The sequence below is a fragment of the Nonomuraea sp. NPDC005730 genome, from assembly GCF_040630865.1.
GTDB lineage: Bacteria > Actinomycetota > Actinomycetes > Streptosporangiales > Streptosporangiaceae > Nonomuraea.
Map to the genome: position 1 here is coordinate 92,016 of NZ_JBEXYK010000001.1, position 15,703 is coordinate 107,718.

Consider the following 15,703-nt stretch of genomic DNA (forward strand, 5'->3'; position numbering starts at 1 on the left):
TGGAAGGCATGTTCAGACGGATCGGCCCCGCAGGGCTCCTGGTGTTGGCGCTGACCGCGTGCGGCGGCGGCGGTGGCGCCCCGGCGAGCGCGGCCCCGGCGGGCGACGGGGCCACCCCCGCCACCCCCGCGGGCAGCACGACACCACAGAGCCCGCCCCAGGCCGCGTCCGACCCGGTGCTGCGGGCCCTGCGGCGGATGACGCTGGAGGAGAAGGTCGGCCAGCTCTTCATGCCCGTCCTGTACGGCACCGCCGCCGACACCGTCTCCGGCGAGAACCAGGCCCGTTACGGCGCCCAGACCCCGGCCAAGGTGATCGCCCGCTACCACCTGGGCGGCGTGATCCTCTTCCCGGCGAACGTCAGGTCCACGGCCCAGGTCGTCCAGCTCACCAACGGCCTGCAGGAGGCGTCCAAGAAGGTCCCGCTGCTGGTCGGGACCGACCAGGAGAACGGCCTGGTCTCCCGCATGTCCGCGCTGATGACCGACTTCCCGGGCGCGGCCGAGATCGGCGCCACGAAGGACCCGGCGATGTCCAGGGCCGTGGCCAGGGCGACCGGCGAGGAGCTGCGGGCGCTCGGGGTCAACCTCGACTTCGCGCCCGTCGCCGACGTCAACGTCAACCCGCGGAACCCGGTCATCGGCCGGCGGGCCTACGGCAACGACCCGTCCGCGGTGGCGAAGATGGTCGCGGCGGCGGTCAAGGGCTTCGGCGACGCCAAGGTGGCGGCCACGGCCAAACACTTCCCGGGCCACGGCGACACCTCCGTCGACAGCCACACCGGCCTGCCGGTGATCAAGCACACCATGGCCCAGTGGGAGAGGATCGACGCGCCGCCGTTCAGGGCCGCCGTCGGCGCCGGGGTCGACGCCGTGATGAGCGCCCACATCGTCTTCCCCAAGCTCGACCCGTCGGGCGACCCGGCGACGTTGTCCAAGCCCATCCTGACCGGCCTGCTGCGGCAGAGGCTCGGCTTCAAGGGCGTGATCTCCACCGACGCGCTCAACATGGAGGGCGTGCGCAAGAAGTACGGCGACGGCGAGGTGGCGGTGCGCGCGGTGCTGGCCGGGGCCGATCTGCTGCTCATGCCGTACGACCTGGGCAAGGCGTACCAGGCGGTGCTGGCGGCGGTGAGGTCGGGGCGCATCTCCGAGGACCGCCTCGACCAGTCGGTCGTCCGGCTGCTCAGGCTCAAGCAGAAGAGGGGCCTGCTGTCCGCGGCGCCCGTCGCGTCGGCGCAGGAGGCGGCCGGCGTGCTGCGCTCGCCCGAGCACCGCAGGCTGGCCGCCAAGGTGCGGGCCGCGGGTTAGGACGGGCCATGGCCGAATCGCGCCGGCCGTTCAAGGGGATTTATCCGTAAATAAAGAGCTGGGCCGGGCAAAAGCCGATTCCGTGGGGTTCTATCCTAGAACCGGATTCGAGCGAGGAGGCGGTCGTGGTCGCAGGGGTGCTCATCGACTGGGGTGGCGTGCTCACGACCAGCCTGACCGACTCCATCGCCCGGTGGCTCGCGGCCGACCGGATCGACGCCGAGCACTACCGCTCGGTGATGCGCGAGCTGGTCGACCACGCCTACCGGGGCGGCGAGGGGCAGAACGTCGTGCACGCGCTCGAACGCGGCGAGCTCGACGGCCCGGCCTTCGAGCGCGACCTGGCCGCGCGGCTGCTCACCGTGGACGGCGTGCCGCCGGTGGCCGAGGGGCTGCTGGAGCGCATGTTCGCGGGCTTCGAGCGGGTTGACGCCATGTACGACATGCTCCGCGACGTACGGAAGAATGGTGTTAAGACGTGTTTGTTGTCTAACTCCTGGTCGAACACCTACCCCCGCCACGAATGGGACGGTCTCTTCGACGCCGTCGTGATCTCCGGCGAGGTCGGCATGCGCAAGCCCGAGGAACGCATCTTCCGCCACGCCCTCGACCAGGTCGGACTGCCCGGCGAGCAGTGCGTGTTCATCGACGACATCGAGGCCAACATCCTGGCCGCCCGCGCACTCGGCATCACCGGCATCCACCACCGCGACGCCGACACGACCCTCACAGAGTTGGAGACCGTACTCCGGCTCACGCTGCGACGGGCATGATGGTGCCCTTGCGATTTCGGAAAGGTTCGTGATGCGCGTCTATCTGCCGTGCACCCTCCCCGCCCTCGCCCGCGCGGTCGAGGCGGGGGAGCTGGGTCCGGCCCCCCTGACCGGTTACGCGGTGACCCCCGCGCTGACCGAGTGGTACGCCTCGGGCGACACCGAGGAACTGGAGTACGTCGCGCTGACCGAGGCGGCCCGCGCCTCGCTGCGCATGCTGGCCGCCGACCGCGCCGACGGCGTGGCCGCCGCGCACCGGCGGGTGGTGGTCGCCGCCGAGGTGCCCGACGGCTCGGTCTCGGCCGGCGTCGACCTGGAGGAGCGGGCCCGCGTGCGCCTGGCCGCGGCCGTCCCGATGGCGAAGGTGGCCGCGGTGCACGTCGACGACCACGACGCCGTCGGCGACATCGAGGCCGCCGTCGAGGCGCTGCCCGCCGCCGACGACGGCGACGACGACGCCCGCTTCACGGTCGACGGCGCCGAGGCCCACGAGCTCATGTGGTACGCCACCCAGGAGATCCCGGACCTGCTGGGTTCATAGGATCGTCATACCTGTCGAATAAGCTTGCTGGGACATGACAAAACACATCATCTGGGATTGGAACGGGACGCTCTTCCACGACGTCGAGGCCGTCGTCGGTGCCACCAACGCCCTGTTCAAGCCGTACGCGCTGCCTGAGCTGACCGCCGACGGGTTCCGTGCGGTCTACACCCGTCCCATCTGGGTCGCCTACGAGCGGCTGCTCGGCAGGCCACTGGCCGAGGGGGAGTGGGAGCTGCTGGACGACGGGTTCCACGAGCACTACTTCAGGCTCAGCGCCGCCTGCGGGCTGGCCCCCGACGCCGAGGTGGTGCTCGGCGGCTGGGCCGGCACCCAGTCGCTGTGCTCGATGGCCCCCCACGCCCACCTCGTGCCGGTCGTCGAGTCGTTCGGCATCACCCGGCACTTCTCCCGGATCGACGGGCTGGTCGGGAGCACCGGCGGCGAGAAGGCCGTGCACATGACCGCGCACATCCAGGCCCTCGACCTCGACCCCGGCGAGATCCTGGTGATCGGCGACAGCGTCGACGACGGGCTCGCCGCGCGGCACGTGGGGGCGCGGGCGGTGCTCTACACCGGCGGCATGACCACGCGGGCCGAGCTGGAGGGCACCGGCCTGCCTGTGGTGGACACGCTCGCCCAGGCGCTCCAGTACGCCTGAGGGGACATACCGGATCCGCCGGGGGGCAGCCTCCGGCCGGGCCGGGGCCGTACCCTTGCCGGGAACCCCTCAGGAGGCCGCCATCAACCGCCTTGTGCTCTGGAACGTCGATCTCACCCTGGTCGACGTCGCCATCGTGACCCGGGACGCCTACGCCGAGGCGTTCCGCGCCGTGACCGGCCGGCCGCTGGTCAAGCTCGTGCCGCCGCTCGGCCGTCCCGACTCCGAGATCGTCTTCGAGACGCTGGCCGTCAACGGCATCCCGGCGCAGGACGACCACCTGCCCAGGTTCCTGGCCGCCCTCGCCCTCGCCTTCGCCGACCGGCGCGGCCGGCTGGCCAAGGAGGGCCGGACGATGCCGGGGGCCAAGGACGCGCTGAAGTCGGTGGCCCGGCTCGACGGCGTCGTGCAGTCGGTGCTGACCGGCACGATCAAGGGCAACGCCGTGCACAAGCTCAAGGCGTTCGGGCTGGACAGGTACGTCGACTTCGAGCTGGGCGGCTACGGCGAGGAGGTCTATCCCAAGGCGACGCTGTTGCAGGTCGCGCAGGGGAGGGCCAAGCAGCGGCTGGGCACGCCGTTCACGGCGGCCAACACGGTGGTGATCGGCGACTCCACGCGCGACGTGCAGGCCGCCAGGATCGGCGGGGCCGCCGTGATCGGGGTCGCCTCCGGGCGGTCGACGGCCGCCGAGCTGCGCGAGGCGGGCGCCGACCTGGTGCTGCCCGACCTGTCGGACGCCTCGGAGGTGGTGGCCGCGGTGGCCGGCCTGACCTCCCCGCTGGACCGCAAGGCCGGCTGACACCCCTCGGTCCCGCCCGGCTGACGCGCACCTCCGGGCGGCGCATCAGGGCAGGGCGGCGAGGAAGCGGGCGGCGATGGGGGCCGCCACGGCCGAGCCGGCGCCGCCGCCCTCCACGATCACCGCGAACGCCACGTCCCCCTTGTAGCCGATGAACCACGAGTGCGCGGGCGGCTCCTTGCCCGAGCCGTACTCGGCCGTTCCGGTCTTGCCCGCGGTGCCCGCCGGGAAGTGCGCGCCCTTGGCGGTGCCGTCCGTGACGACGGCGGGCATGAGCTTGCGCAGGGCCGACACCACGCCCCGCTCCAGCGGGCGCGGGCGGTCGTCGGGGACCATCTCCCTGGACACGATCCGCGGCGGGATCCAGGCGCCCGAGGCGATGGCGGCGGCGACGGAGGCCATGTTGAGCGGGCTGGCCAGCACCCGGCCCTGGCCGATGGAGGCCGAGGCCAGGTCGGTGTCGTCCTTGGGGTCGGGGAACTCGGCCCGCACGGCGGGCACGCCCGGCTTGATCGGGGTGCCGAAGCCGAAGCTCCTGGCCACCTCGGCCAGCCTGCCGCCGTTCAGCTCGGCCACGCTCATCTCGCCGAACGTCGTGTTGCACGAGTGCGCGAAGGCGTCCTGGAAGGAGAGCGTGCCGTAGTCCTTGAAGCCGGCGTTGTGGAAGGGGAAGCCGCCGATGTTCTTCTCGGCCGGGCAGGTGACCGTCCTGCCGGGTTCGACCCCGTCCGCGACCAGCGCCGAGGCCGTCACGACCTTGAACGTCGAGCCGGGCGGGTACTTGCCGAGCAGCGCCCGGTTGAAGCCGCCGGGCTTGTTGACCACGGCCAGGATCTCGGCGGTCGAGGCGCGCAGCGCCACCAGCGAGGCCGGCTTGGTGACGCCGTCCAGCGCCGCGGCCCCCGCCGCGTGCACCTTCAGGTCGATCGTGGTGCTGAACGGCTTGGTGCCGCCCGGCTTGGCCAGCGTCTCGACCAGCTCGTCACCCTCGTAGAGGCCGATGATCGAGTCGCCGCCCGGGTTGAAGCGGTCGGGGTAGGTCTGCTTGATGCCCTCGACCAGTTGCTGCACCGAGCCGGGGGCGTCCGCGCCGCCGATCTCGGTGCCGTCGGCGGCCAGGACGCTGGTGGGCTCGCGCTTCAGGGTGACCAGGCGCAGCGAGAGGTCCTTCCTGAGCTTGGGGTGGATGGCGGCCGGGGTCCAGGCGACCTTCCACGCGCCGTCCCGCTCGACGAGCTTGAGCCGGCTGCTGTACTTCCAGTCCCGGGGGCCGGTCAGGCTGACGTTGAAGCCCAGGTAGCCGTCGTCGTCCGGGCCGTTGTCGGCGAAGGGGCCGGTCGACCGGGAGCGGGAGAAGGTGGCCTGCTCGACCTTGAGGTCGGCGCGGAAACGCCGGTGCCAGGCCTCGAAGTCGGTGGGCGGGTCGGCGACGAGCCCGCGCATCTTCGCATAATCCTGGGCGGACCAGGCCGAGAGGTATTCGTCGGTCGTCTGCTCGGGTGAGCCCTTCGTGCGCAACAGCCAGACCGCGGCCCCCGCCGCCACGATCAGCACGACAAGGACGGTCAGGACCAGCGGCCATCTGCGCCGCCGTCCGCGACGTGGTCCCGCCGGCCGGGCGCGCCCGTACAGTGTCCCCGTTTGTGATGCCATGGCCCGAGGACACCAGAGGCGGAGGAGTATCGTCCAATATTGATATGAGGGCTGTATAGATATAAATCTGGATATAGTGGCTGGTCATGGACTTGGTCCGGCATCTCCGCTACTTCGTCGTCGTGGCGGAGGAACTGCACTTCGGGAACGCCGCGATCCGCCTCGGCATGGCGCAGCCGCCGCTCAGCCAGCGCATCAAACGTCTGGAGGAGGAGCTCGGCGTGCAGCTGTTCGACCGCTCCGCCCGGCAGGTACGCCTGACCGAGGCCGGACGGCTGCTGCTCGGCGAGTCCCGCGAGATCGTCTCCAGGGTCGAGCGGCTGCGCGAGCTGGCCCGCCGCGGCGACGGCGGCGTGCTCAAGATCGGGGTACCGCCCGACCTGGCCGCCTCCGTGATCGCCGCCCTCGTCGCGGGCTTCCGCGCGGTCAATCCGGACGTACGGCTCGTCCCCGTCGAGATCTGGACGGCCGACCAGGTGTCCGCCCTGGCCGAGGGCACTATCGACGTCGGCCTCGTCCGCCATCCGGTCGCCGCCCCCGGGCTGGACTTCGGCCAGGTGCTCGTGCAGCCCCTCGGCGTGCTGCTGGCCGGGGACGACCCGCTGGCCGAGGCCGGTGAGGTGCACCTGACCGATCTGGCCGGGCGTGAGCTGCTGATGCCGCCCAAGGAGGGCGAGCCGGGCTGGCACGCCGAGACGCTGGCCGAGTGCCGCCGGCACGGGTACGTGCCCGGCCAGGTGCACCAGGGCGCCGGGCTCGGCCTGGTGCTCGCGGGCCAGGCGGTGGCGTTCGGGCCCAAGGCGGACGTCCCCGGGCCGGCCTGGCGGCCGCTGCTAGGCTCGCCGATCGCGTGCCGGATCTCCACGGCCTGGCGCGCCGCGACAGGCCCGAAGAAGGACTGGGTCGCCGAGTTCTCGGACGTCGCCGTACGCACGTTGAAGGAGAACGCCGGGATGACCGACGAGGGCACCGCGCCCGCACGGCGGATCAGCCGGAGGCCGGGGATGCTGGCATGAGCGATCCCGACTACGCGGCGCTGTTCCGGATGGCCGGGGTGACGGGCTGGCTGCACGCCTGCGACATCGACTCCGGGCGGGAGTCCGGCCACGGCGCCGACGAGCCGATGCCCCTGGCGTCGGTGTACAAGCTGCCGCTGCTGGTCGAGTTCTGCCGGCAGGCCGACGCCGGGCGGCTGGACGCGACGGCCCCGACGACCGTGACGTCCGGCCAGCGGGTCTCGGGGCCCACGGGCCTGTCGGCCATGCTCGACGACGTGACGATGTCGCTGCGCGACCTGGCGTACCTGATGATGGCGGTGAGCGACAACACCTCCGCCGACGTGCTGCTCGACCGGGTGGGCATGGACGCGGTCAACGCCATGCTGGACGCCTTCGGCCTCGACGGCACCCGGATGCTGCAGAGCGGCCGCGACCTGTACGAGACCATGGAGCTGGACACCGGCCACGGGTGGCCGTACCTGGATCCCGACGACATCTCCCGCATGCGGGCGCTCGACCCGGCGCACACGAACCGCAGCACCCCGCGCGAGATGACCCGCCTGCTCTCCATGATCTGGCGGGACGAGGCCGCCTCGCCGCAGTCGTGCTCCTGGATGCGCGGCGTGCTCAACATGCAGGTGTGGCCCCACCGGCTGGCCTCGGGCTTCCCGTACGACGACGTCGAGGTCGGCGGCAAGACCGGGTCGCTGCCGACGCTGCGCACCGAGGTCGGCGTGGTCGAGTACCCCGACGGCGGCCGGTACGCGGTGGCGGTGTTCACCCGTTCGTTCAGCACGGCGGTCATCCAGCCGCGCGCCGACGCGGTGATCGGCACCGCCGCCCGTATGGCGGTGGACCACCTACGGAGGTAGCAAGTTATGGGGGAGGTCAGGTATGACTTTCCACCTGACGGGCGACAGGATGGGGCACATGGTTGCTGAAGGTGCGCTTCTCTGGGAACCGACCGACGAGGTCGTGGCCGCCGCCAAGCTGACCCGCTACCTGGAGTGGCTGGGGCGGTCCGGCGCGAGCTACGAGGAGGTGTGGCAGTGGTCCGTCGACCGTCCTGAGGAGTTCTGGACGTCGGTCTGGGACTACTTCGACGTCATCGGGGAGCGCGGCGACGGGCCGGTGTTGTCGGGGGAGATGCCCGGGGCGACCTGGTTCACCGGCGCCGAGGTCAACTACGCCGAGAACGCGTTGCGGCGCACCGAGGGCACCGCCCTGGTCTTCGTCTCCGAGGACGGCGCCCGCCAGGAGCTGACCTACGCCGAGCTGCGCGACGAGGTGGCCCGCGTCCGCGCCGGTCTGGCCAGGCTCGGCGTCACCAGGGGCGACCGCGTGGCCGGCTACCTGCCGAACATCCCGCAAGCCCTGATCGCCTTCCTGGCCACGGCCTCGCTCGGCGCCGTCTGGTCGGCCGGTTCGCCCGACTTCGGGGTGCCGAGCATCGTCGACCGGTTCAGGCAGATCGAGCCCAAGGTGCTCATCGCGGTCGACGGCTACCACTACAACGGCAAGACCTACGACCGTTCCGACGCCGTGCACGAGATCGCCGCCGAGCTGCCCACGCTGCGCGCCACGGTCTGGATCCCCTACCTGTCGGCGGCCGGCGAGGGCCGGGCACCCCAGCAGGCCGGGCCGGCCGCCGGGCACGCCCGTTCGGTGCCGCACGGCGAGGTCATCGGCTGGGAGGGGCTGCGGGCCGAGGCGGGGCCGCTGGAGTTCGAACGGGTGCCGTTCGGCCATCCGCTGTGGATCCTCTACTCCAGCGGCACGACCGGGCTGCCCAAGCCGATCGTGCACGGGCACGGCGGCGTGCTGCTCGAACACCTCAAGTCACTCGCCTTCCACCAGGACCTGGGCGAGGGCGATGTGTTCTTCTGGTACACCACCACGGGCTGGATGATGTGGAACTACCTCGTCGGCGCCCTGCTGGTGGGGGCCACGCCGGTGCTCTACGACGGCTCGGCCACACATCCCTCGCCCGCCGCGCTCTGGCGGATCGCCGCCTCGGAGAAGGTGACGTACTTCGGGGTGGGGGCGCCGTACATCATGGCCTCGCTGAAGGCCGGGCTCCACCCCGACGGGCTGGAGCGGCTGCGCGGCATCGGCTCGACCGGCTCGCCGCTGCCGCCCGAGGGCTTCGCCTGGGTCGCCGCCGAGCTGCCCGGCACGCCGATCGGGTCGTTCTCCGGCGGCACCGACGTGTGCACCGGGTTCGTCGGGGCCACGATGCTCCACCCGATCAGGGCGGGGATCATCCCGTGCCGGTCGCTGGGGGCCAAGGTGGAGTCGTACGACCCCAAGGGCGAGCCGGTGGTCGGCGAGGTGGGCGAGCTGGTGCTGACCCGGCCGATGCCCTCGATGCCGGTGATGTTCTGGAACGACCCCGACGGGCGGCGCTACTTCGACAGCTACTTCGACGTCTACCCGGGCGTGTGGCGGCACGGCGACTGGATCAAGGTCAACGAGGACGGCAGCTGCGTCATCTACGGCCGCTCGGACTCCACACTCAACCGCGGCGGCGTGCGCATGGGCACCAGCGAGTTCTACCGGGTCGTGGAGCGGTTCGACGAGATCGCCGACAGCCTCGTGATCGACACCGGGCAGCTCGGCCAGGAGGGCAGCCTGCTGCTGTACGTCACGCTCGCCGAGGGCGCCGAGCTCGGCGAGCAGCTCGAACGCGCCCTGTGCGCGGCCCTGCGCCAGGAGCTGTCGCCCCGGCACGTGCCGAACGAGATCCGCGTCGTGCCCGGCATCCCCCGGACGTTGTCCGGCAAGAAGCTGGAGGTGCCGGTACGCAAGATCCTGCTCGGCACGCCGGTCGAGGAGGCGGCCAACCTCGACGCCATGGCCAACCCGGAGGTGTTGCGGCACTTCAGGCCGTGACGGCGAGGGCTCAGGGCTCCAGGCCGAACAGGGGCAGACAGGCGTCGAGGTTGCGGATCTCGACGTCGGGGGACGGCGACCAGTCCTCGCGGGCCATGCGGAAGCGCCGGGTGACGACCGGCTCGCCCTTGCGCGCGTGGACGGTGACGCCGTCCTCGCGGTAGCCGAGCTTCCTGGTCACCGCGAGCGAGGCGTGGTTGTCCTCGAAAGCCTCCGTCGCGGCGTACCGCGCGCCGAGGCCGGCGAAGGCGAAGTGCAGGACGGCCCTGCGCATCTCCGTGCCGATGCCCCGGCCCTGGAACCGCCGGCCCAGCCAGGAGCCCGTCTTGACCTCGCGGGCGACGGGGAAACTGGTCGCGGTGACGCCCTGGGTGCCGACGACCTGGCCCTCGTGCACGACGACCAGCTCCAGCGACCAGTCGTCGGCGGTGAACCCGGCCCAGCTGCGGAAGTGGTACTGCACCGTACGGCGGGCCCGCTCGGCCGGGTCCGCCTCGGTCCACGGGAACATGAACGGCATGAAACCGGCCTCGTGGACGCCCTCGGCCGCCCGGTCGGCCAACTCGTCGAGGTCGTCGAGGGTGGGGTGCCGCAGTTCCAGCCGCGGCGTGGTGATGGAGAGCTCAAAGAGCGGCCAGTTACGCATATTTCGGCATACTTCCAGCTTTGCCCCCGCGCACGCGACTCGTTTTTTGCCCGCGCCCGAGGATTCCGGGAAAGGTTTTGCGGAACGGTGTGCGTTCCCGGTGTCGCCTTGGCTAAGGTTGGGGCTGTTCGGAGGGGTGAACAGAGGCCGGGCGGGTGAATGCGCAGCTCGCTCCCCGGCCTCTGGAGAAAAGGCGGATGCGTCCATGGCGCATCCGCCTTTTCTTCGTTGCGCCGATTTCGCGGGTGTCTCGCCTCGGTCCACGCTTGCTAAAGCTTTGACCGTGTCGTCGCATAAAAGCGATATGCCTGTTTTTAGCGGGATTTGCCAGTGTCGTGAATTGTCGGCGATCTGGGTAGGCGTTGACCTATGATCACAAAGCTTCGGAGAGCGGTTGTTTTCGCCGCTCTCGGGTGTGGTGGGCTTCCCCTCCTGGCCGGTACGCCCGCCGTGGCGGACACGCCGGACAAGGCAGACAGGGCGGACACGCCCGCGGTGGCGGACAGAGCGGACAGGGCGGACAGGGCCGCCGTGGCGGAGAGGGCGGAGAGGGCGGACAGAGCGGACACGCCCGCCGTGGCGGACAGAGCGAACAGGGCGGAGAGGGCGGACACGCCTGCGGTGGCGGAGAGGGCGGACAGAGCGGACACGCCCGCCGTGGCGGACAGGGCGAACAGGGCGAGCAAGGCGGACAAGGCGGTGCCCGGCGGGGAGATCGTGCTGCGGCCGGGCGACCGCGGCGAGACCGTCAGGCGCCTCCAGGAGCGGCTGCACCGGAACGGCTACTACTACGGCAGGCTCAACGGCGTCTACGACGAGCAGACCAAGTTCGGCGTGTGGGCCTTCCAGAAGCACCGGCACCTGCGCCCCCAGGGCGCGGTCGGGCCGGAGGTGTGGCGGGCCTTCGACCGTCCGGTGCGGATGAAGCCGCTGGTCCCGCGCGGCGAGGCGGACCGGGTCGAGATCAACCTGCGCTACCAGCTCCTCGTCGTCTACCGCCACCGCCGCCCGGCGCTCATCTCGCACGTCTCGACGGGCGCGCGGGTGAGCTACTGCGAGAACGGCCACTGCGGCAACGCGATCACCCCGACCGGCGACTTCCACGTCACCAGCCGCGCCCCTGGCTGGACCGAAGGCCCGCTGGGCACGATGTACGACTCGCTCTACTTCGTCGGGGGCATCGCCATGCACGGCTCGTCGAAGGTGCCGCTGCGGCCCGCCTCGCACGGCTGCGTCCGCCTGCCGCTGCCCACCTCGAAGCGGCTGTTCGACATGGTGAAGATCGGCGAGCCCGTCTATGTGCGGGAGAAGTAGGTCAGACGCCTTGCGGCAGGCGGAACAGCCGGTCGGGGTCGTAGGTGGACTTCACCTCGGCCAGGCGGGCGGCGTTGGGGCCGTAGTAGGCGCCGCGCCAGCCGGTCAGGTCGGGGTCGACGTAGTTCACGTAGGCGTGCTCGCCGAAGTACGGGGTCATCTCGCCGTGCAGCCGGCGCAGCCACGTCCGGTCCGTGCCCTTCGCGTAGTACTGCACGCTGTAGAGCGCGGCCCGGTGCGGGAACGCCGTGGCCGCCGGCTTGACCCGGCCCACCGCGCCGCCCAGCGCGTCCAGCAGCACGGCGTGCCGTCCGCCGCGGGCCACCCCGTCCACCAGGCGGCGCACGCCGTCGGCGGGGAGCTCGGCGTAGGCCAGGTGCGACTTGGCGGCGAACGCCTCCCGCCGCGGCCGGCGGCACTGCGCCACCGACCGTGACGCGCATCCCGCCATGATCATCATGGCCTCCCGGTACGACGTCGTCCGCACCGACCTCGACGACGGCGTGCCGACCCGCGCGACCAGCGGGGCGAGCAGGCGGTCGAGTGACGCCTTCGGGCCCTCGTACGTGCCGACCAGGAGCACGTCCAGGTCGCGTTCCTCGCGCGCCAGGTGCAGCGAGGACCACAGCTCGTCCGGCGCGGACGGCGCCCACGACTGCCAGGCGCGCACCGCGGCCCCGGCCCTGGACCACGGCCAGTGCAGGAAGAACACGGTGAGGTCGCGCGTGGCGTGGGTGCGGAAGGTGAAGGAGACCGCGACGCCGACGTTGCCGCCGCCACCGCCGCGGCAGGCCCAGTAGAGGCCGGAGTGGTGGGTGGCGTCCGCCGTCAGCAGGCGGCCGTCGGCCGTGACCACGCGTACGGACTCCAGGGTGTCGCAGGTCAGGCCGTACTTCCTGGACACCACCCCGATGCCGCCGCCCAGCGCCAGCCCGGCGATCCCGACCGTGGGGCACGAGCCCGCGGGGATGCTCACGCCGTGCCGGGCCAGCCGGTCGTAGACGTCGACCAGCTTGGCGCCCGCCCCGATCGTGGCCCGGCCGGCGGCATAGGCGACCGTGTTCATCCGGGACACGTCGATGACCAGGCCGGTGCCGGTGGACCAGCCCGCGTAGGAGTGGCCGCCGGAGCGGGGGGTGACCGCGACGCCGCTCGCGCGCGCGAAGGCCAGGCACGCCGAGACGTCCGCCGGGCTCGCGCAGTAGGCCACCCCGCCCGGCGTGATCCGGTCGTAGGCCGGGTTGACCAGGCGGCGGGCGCTGTCGTACCCGGAGTCGCCGGGCAGCACCAGCGTGCCGGCCAGCCGCCCGCGCAGCCGCGCCCAGTCCGGCGGCGGCGCCGACCGCCCGGCGCCGAGCGCGCCGGCCAGCTCCGCACCGCGCGGACCCGAGCCGTGGGGACCCGGGCCGTGGGAACCCGGGCCGTACGGTCCGGCGCCGGACGGCCGGGCGCCGGTGGCCGGTGCGGCGGGCGTCCGCGCGTCGGCGGCGAGTGCCAGCGGCGCGAGCGCGGTGAGGTGGAGAAAGTCGCGGCGGTCCATGGGCGTCCCCCGTCGGTCGTGTCGAACCGATCGATGAGACGCCTGGCCCTCCGGACAAGTTGGTCACAACTACATCACTACCGACATCACCCCGCTGTCCCGCCGAATCCGAAGATGTTCGTAGTGGCGCCCACCCGCGTCAGCCCGGGAGCCTTTCGCAGCACGCCGTCCTTGACCAGCCGCAGCGGCGACGTGGGCGGCTTCGGCGCCTCCCCGCTCGTCTGGACGATCCGCAGGGCCAGCGCCGGGCACATCTCGACCGCCCGCCGCGCGTCCTTGACCATCCACCCCGGCACGTTCCGGAACGACGGGAACCCGTAGTCGTCCAGGTCCACGAACTCCGGCAGCAGGTGCGCGCACAGGCCGTGCCCCTGGCAGCGGGTCCAGTCCACCTCCAGCCGGTACTCGGGCTCCACCTCCGGCTCCGGCATCGGCAGCACGCCGCGCACCGGCCGGCCGCACGAGCCGTGCTCCAGGTGCAGCGCGATCTCGCTCTCGAACGCGTCCAGCGCCGACAACACGAACTTGGCCGTGCCGTCGGGATGGAAGCACGCGCCACGCCGCTCGACGGCCCGCACGCACCGGCGTACGGCGTCGACGGAGCCCGTGCCCTCGGCGATCGCGCACAGGGCACGCGCCACGTCGGGCAGCCCCAGACGGCAGGGACCGCACTGCCCGGCCGACTCGGCGGCCAGGTACGAGGCCACCCTGGCCGCCTCGCCCAGCGGACAGGTGGCCTCGCCGAGCGGCACGATGATCCCCGCGCCCAGCGTGGCGCCGGCCAGCTTCATGCCCTCCCGCGAGATCACCGCCGACCCGGCCACCTCGGCCGACAGCCACGCGCCGTGGTAGCCCCCGACCAGCACGCCGTCCCCGGCCTCGGCCTCGCACAGCGCGAGCACGTCGGCCAGCAGGACGCCGGTCGGCGCCTCGATCACCGCGCCGTTGGCCGCGCCGCCGCTCACCGTGAGCAGGATCGTGCCGGGCTCCTTGCTGGTGCCCACCTCGGCGTACTTCTGGGGGCCGTACTCGGCCAGCAGCGCGAACTGGGCGTAGGTCTCGGTGTTGGACAGCAGGGTCGGCAGCCCGTCCACGCCGCTCGTCGCGGCCCGCCGCTTCCTTCCCGGCGGGATGGCCTCCTCGCCGTTCACGCCGCGGACGAGCGCACCGCCCTCCCCGCTGATGAACCTCTCCGCCAGCCCGACCACCCGGATCGGGATGCGGCTCTCCGATCCGCCCGACACGTTCGCGGCCCGGCGTTCGGCCACGGCCGCCGCCACGGACGACTCGGCCACCTCGCCCTCGACCGTGGCCACGACCACTTCGCGGGCGCCCAGCGCCTCCGCCGCCAGGATGGCGCCGTCCAGCACGAGGTGGGGGTTACGGGTGAGCAGCATGGCGTCCTTGGAGCTGGCCGGCTCGCCCTCGGCGCCGTTGACCAGGACCACGCTCTCGCCCGTGCCCGCCGCGTCGGCCACGGCCCGCAGCTTGCGTGCGAACGGGAAGGCGGCGCCGCCCCGCCCGCGCATGTCGACCTCGTTCACCATGGAGATGAGCTCGGCCAGCTCGCGCGGACGTGGCTCGCCGTGCAGCGTCCGGTGCGCGGGCAGGTCGAGCCGCCGGCAGTGGTCGAGCCCGGCGGTCAGCCGCGCCGGGCCCATCCGCAGCACGCGCGGCACCCGGTGCGGGATCACGACCGGCTCCCCGGGGTCGCGCGGCGCGGGCTCATCCGGCCTCCCGGTACCTGCGCCGCGCGTCGGCCAGGCTCACCGGCGCGTCGGCTACCGCCGTGGCCGCCGCCGCCGTGGCCGTCGCCCGCGGCCGCTCGACGGGCACGTCCGCCGCCACCCCGGCCGTCACGGCGGGCGCCTCGACCCTCTCCGGTACGGCGGGCGGCCTGCGCAGCGTGGCCAGCACCCGCACGATCAGCGCGGACCCGACCGCGGCCAGGCACGCCACGTACGACCAGGCCACCCAGCCGGCCGGCGACCGGCCCGCAGTCAGCCCGTGCATGATCGCGATGGGCCAGGCCAGGTAGGCGGCCGAGTGCAGCAGCCGCCACAACCACGGCGTGCCCCGGACGGCGAAGCGGCCCCTGAGCATCCCCGTGGCCACCGCCACGATCATCAGGTCGAAGGCGAGCGCGCCGAACCCCACGTAGATCCCGGCGACCGGCACGACCGCCGCACCCGGCGGCGCGTGTCCCAGGCTGATCATGAGGACGATGTGCGTGACCAGGTAGGCGAGCCCGATGAGGGCGGTGGCGCGGTGCGCGAGCTGGGCCCTGACCCGGTTGGGCGGGGACAGGAACACGCGTTCGGTGGTGAGCAGGCCGAGCGCGACCGTCGCGGTCAGCAGCACCAGGGCGAACACGCCCGCGTAGAACTCTAGGAAACTCACTCCGCGGCCGAGCAGCGCGACGCCGCGTTCTGTCCTGGCCAGCGCGAACACCGACAACAGGACGGCCGTCAACGAGGCGCTCGCCCCCAGCCGGACATTCCTGGTGTCCAGCTTGGTGGGGGCGTGCCGGGGGTGTCGTCTGTGGAGCATCTATTTCCCTCCAAGGTCGGGTG

General features: G+C 72.4%; 14 protein-coding genes. 9 read left to right on the top strand and 5 right to left on the bottom strand.

Annotated features, from left to right (window positions below):
* Positions 1-8 precede the first annotated feature (8 nt).
* The 5 genes from ABZ444_RS00430 (at position 9) to ABZ444_RS00450 (ending at position 4,087) form a co-directional block, all read left to right on the top strand.
* A complete protein-coding gene (locus ABZ444_RS00430) occupies positions 9-1,310 on the top strand; it encodes a glycoside hydrolase family 3 protein (protein WP_357990567.1) in 1,302 nt (433 codons plus the stop codon).
* Between the two features lie 125 nt (positions 1,311-1,435).
* On the top strand, positions 1,436-2,083 hold the full coding sequence (locus tag ABZ444_RS00435; protein WP_357970302.1) for an HAD family phosphatase: 648 nt from the start codon (positions 1,436-1,438) through the stop codon (positions 2,081-2,083).
* 31 nt (positions 2,084-2,114) lie between these two features.
* Entirely contained in the window at positions 2,115-2,624 is a 510-nt protein-coding gene (locus ABZ444_RS00440; protein ID WP_357990569.1) for a hypothetical protein, read from the top strand.
* A gap of 34 nt (positions 2,625-2,658) precedes the next feature.
* Positions 2,659-3,285 carry an HAD hydrolase-like protein gene (locus tag ABZ444_RS00445; protein WP_357990572.1) on the top strand — a complete coding sequence of 209 codons (627 nt, stop codon included), beginning with the start codon at positions 2,659-2,661 and terminating at the stop codon, positions 3,283-3,285.
* 94 nt (positions 3,286-3,379) lie between these two features.
* Positions 3,380-4,087, top strand: a complete 708-nt coding sequence (locus ABZ444_RS00450; protein WP_357990575.1) for a haloacid dehalogenase-like hydrolase — start codon at positions 3,380-3,382, stop codon at positions 4,085-4,087.
* Positions 4,088-4,132: 45 nt separating this feature from the next.
* Here ABZ444_RS00450 and ABZ444_RS00455 read toward each other — a convergent pair whose 3' ends face one another.
* Complete coding sequence (locus tag ABZ444_RS00455; RefSeq protein WP_357990578.1) at positions 4,133-5,740, bottom strand: penicillin-binding transpeptidase domain-containing protein; 1,608 nt, start codon at positions 5,738-5,740, stop codon at positions 4,133-4,135.
* An 86-nt stretch (positions 5,741-5,826) separates the two neighbouring features.
* Here ABZ444_RS00455 and ABZ444_RS00460 point away from each other — a divergent pair, with 86 nt between their 5' ends.
* Genes ABZ444_RS00460 through ABZ444_RS00470 form a run of 3 tightly spaced genes read left to right on the top strand, consistent with a single transcriptional unit; the run spans position 5,827 to position 9,630 of the window.
* Positions 5,827-6,756, top strand: coding sequence for a LysR substrate-binding domain-containing protein (locus ABZ444_RS00460; RefSeq protein ID WP_357990581.1), 930 nt, complete (start codon positions 5,827-5,829; stop codon positions 6,754-6,756).
* On the top strand, positions 6,753-7,610 hold the full coding sequence (locus ABZ444_RS00465; protein WP_357990583.1) for a serine hydrolase: 858 nt from the start codon (positions 6,753-6,755) through the stop codon (positions 7,608-7,610). Before ABZ444_RS00460 ends, ABZ444_RS00465 begins: the two co-directional genes overlap by 4 nt.
* A 58-nt stretch (positions 7,611-7,668) precedes the next feature.
* On the top strand, positions 7,669-9,630 hold the full coding sequence (locus ABZ444_RS00470; protein ID WP_357990586.1) for an acetoacetate--CoA ligase: 1,962 nt from the start codon (positions 7,669-7,671) through the stop codon (positions 9,628-9,630).
* A 10-nt stretch (positions 9,631-9,640) separates the two neighbouring features.
* Here ABZ444_RS00470 and ABZ444_RS00475 read toward each other — a convergent pair whose 3' ends face one another.
* Positions 9,641-10,276 (bottom strand): GNAT family protein, encoded by a 636-nt coding sequence (locus tag ABZ444_RS00475; protein WP_357990589.1) that lies wholly within the window; start codon positions 10,274-10,276, stop codon positions 9,641-9,643.
* A 657-nt stretch (positions 10,277-10,933) separates the two neighbouring features.
* On the opposite strand from ABZ444_RS00475, the gene ABZ444_RS00480 reads away from it, so the two are divergent.
* Entirely contained in the window at positions 10,934-11,590 is a 657-nt protein-coding gene (locus ABZ444_RS00480; protein ID WP_357990592.1) for a L,D-transpeptidase family protein, read from the top strand.
* Between the two features lies 1 nt (position 11,591).
* On the opposite strand, the gene ABZ444_RS00485 is transcribed toward ABZ444_RS00480, so the two are convergent.
* From ABZ444_RS00485 to ABZ444_RS00495, 3 genes are all read right to left on the bottom strand, one after another.
* A complete protein-coding gene (locus tag ABZ444_RS00485; protein WP_357990595.1) occupies positions 11,592-13,130 on the bottom strand; it encodes an FAD-binding oxidoreductase in 1,539 nt (512 codons plus the stop codon).
* Between the two features lie 86 nt (positions 13,131-13,216).
* Positions 13,217-14,824 (bottom strand): NADH-ubiquinone oxidoreductase-F iron-sulfur binding region domain-containing protein, encoded by a 1,608-nt coding sequence (locus ABZ444_RS00490; protein WP_357970328.1) that lies wholly within the window; start codon positions 14,822-14,824, stop codon positions 13,217-13,219.
* Between the two features lie 31 nt (positions 14,825-14,855).
* Positions 14,856-15,680, bottom strand: a complete 825-nt coding sequence (locus ABZ444_RS00495; protein WP_357990598.1) for a hypothetical protein — start codon at positions 15,678-15,680, stop codon at positions 14,856-14,858.
* Positions 15,681-15,703 lie beyond the last annotated feature (23 nt).

What these genes read in the sequence shown, in the direction of transcription:
- ABZ444_RS00430 (WP_357990567.1), top strand. Translation starts at nt 9, where the DNA reads ATGTTCAGACGGATCGGCCCCGCAGGGCTCCTGGTGTTGGCGCTGACC.
- ABZ444_RS00445 (WP_357990572.1), top strand. Translation starts at nt 2,659, where the DNA reads ATGACAAAACACATCATCTGGGATTGGAACGGGACGCTCTTCCACGAC.
- ABZ444_RS00495 (WP_357990598.1), bottom strand. Translation starts at nt 15,680, where the DNA reads ATGCTCCACAGACGACACCCCCGGCACGCCCCCACCAAGCTGGACACC.
- ABZ444_RS00485 (WP_357990595.1), bottom strand. Translation starts at nt 13,130, where the DNA reads ATGGACCGCCGCGACTTTCTCCACCTCACCGCGCTCGCGCCGCTGGCA.
- ABZ444_RS00455 (WP_357990578.1), bottom strand. Translation starts at nt 5,740, where the DNA reads ATGGCATCACAAACGGGGACACTGTACGGGCGCGCCCGGCCGGCGGGA.
- ABZ444_RS00465 (WP_357990583.1), top strand. Translation starts at nt 6,753, where the DNA reads ATGAGCGATCCCGACTACGCGGCGCTGTTCCGGATGGCCGGGGTGACG.
- ABZ444_RS00460 (WP_357990581.1), top strand. Translation starts at nt 5,827, where the DNA reads ATGGACTTGGTCCGGCATCTCCGCTACTTCGTCGTCGTGGCGGAGGAA.
- ABZ444_RS00440 (WP_357990569.1), top strand. Translation starts at nt 2,115, where the DNA reads ATGCGCGTCTATCTGCCGTGCACCCTCCCCGCCCTCGCCCGCGCGGTC.
- ABZ444_RS00475 (WP_357990589.1), bottom strand. Translation starts at nt 10,276, where the DNA reads ATGCGTAACTGGCCGCTCTTTGAGCTCTCCATCACCACGCCGCGGCTG.
- ABZ444_RS00470 (WP_357990586.1), top strand. Translation starts at nt 7,669, where the DNA reads ATGGTTGCTGAAGGTGCGCTTCTCTGGGAACCGACCGACGAGGTCGTG.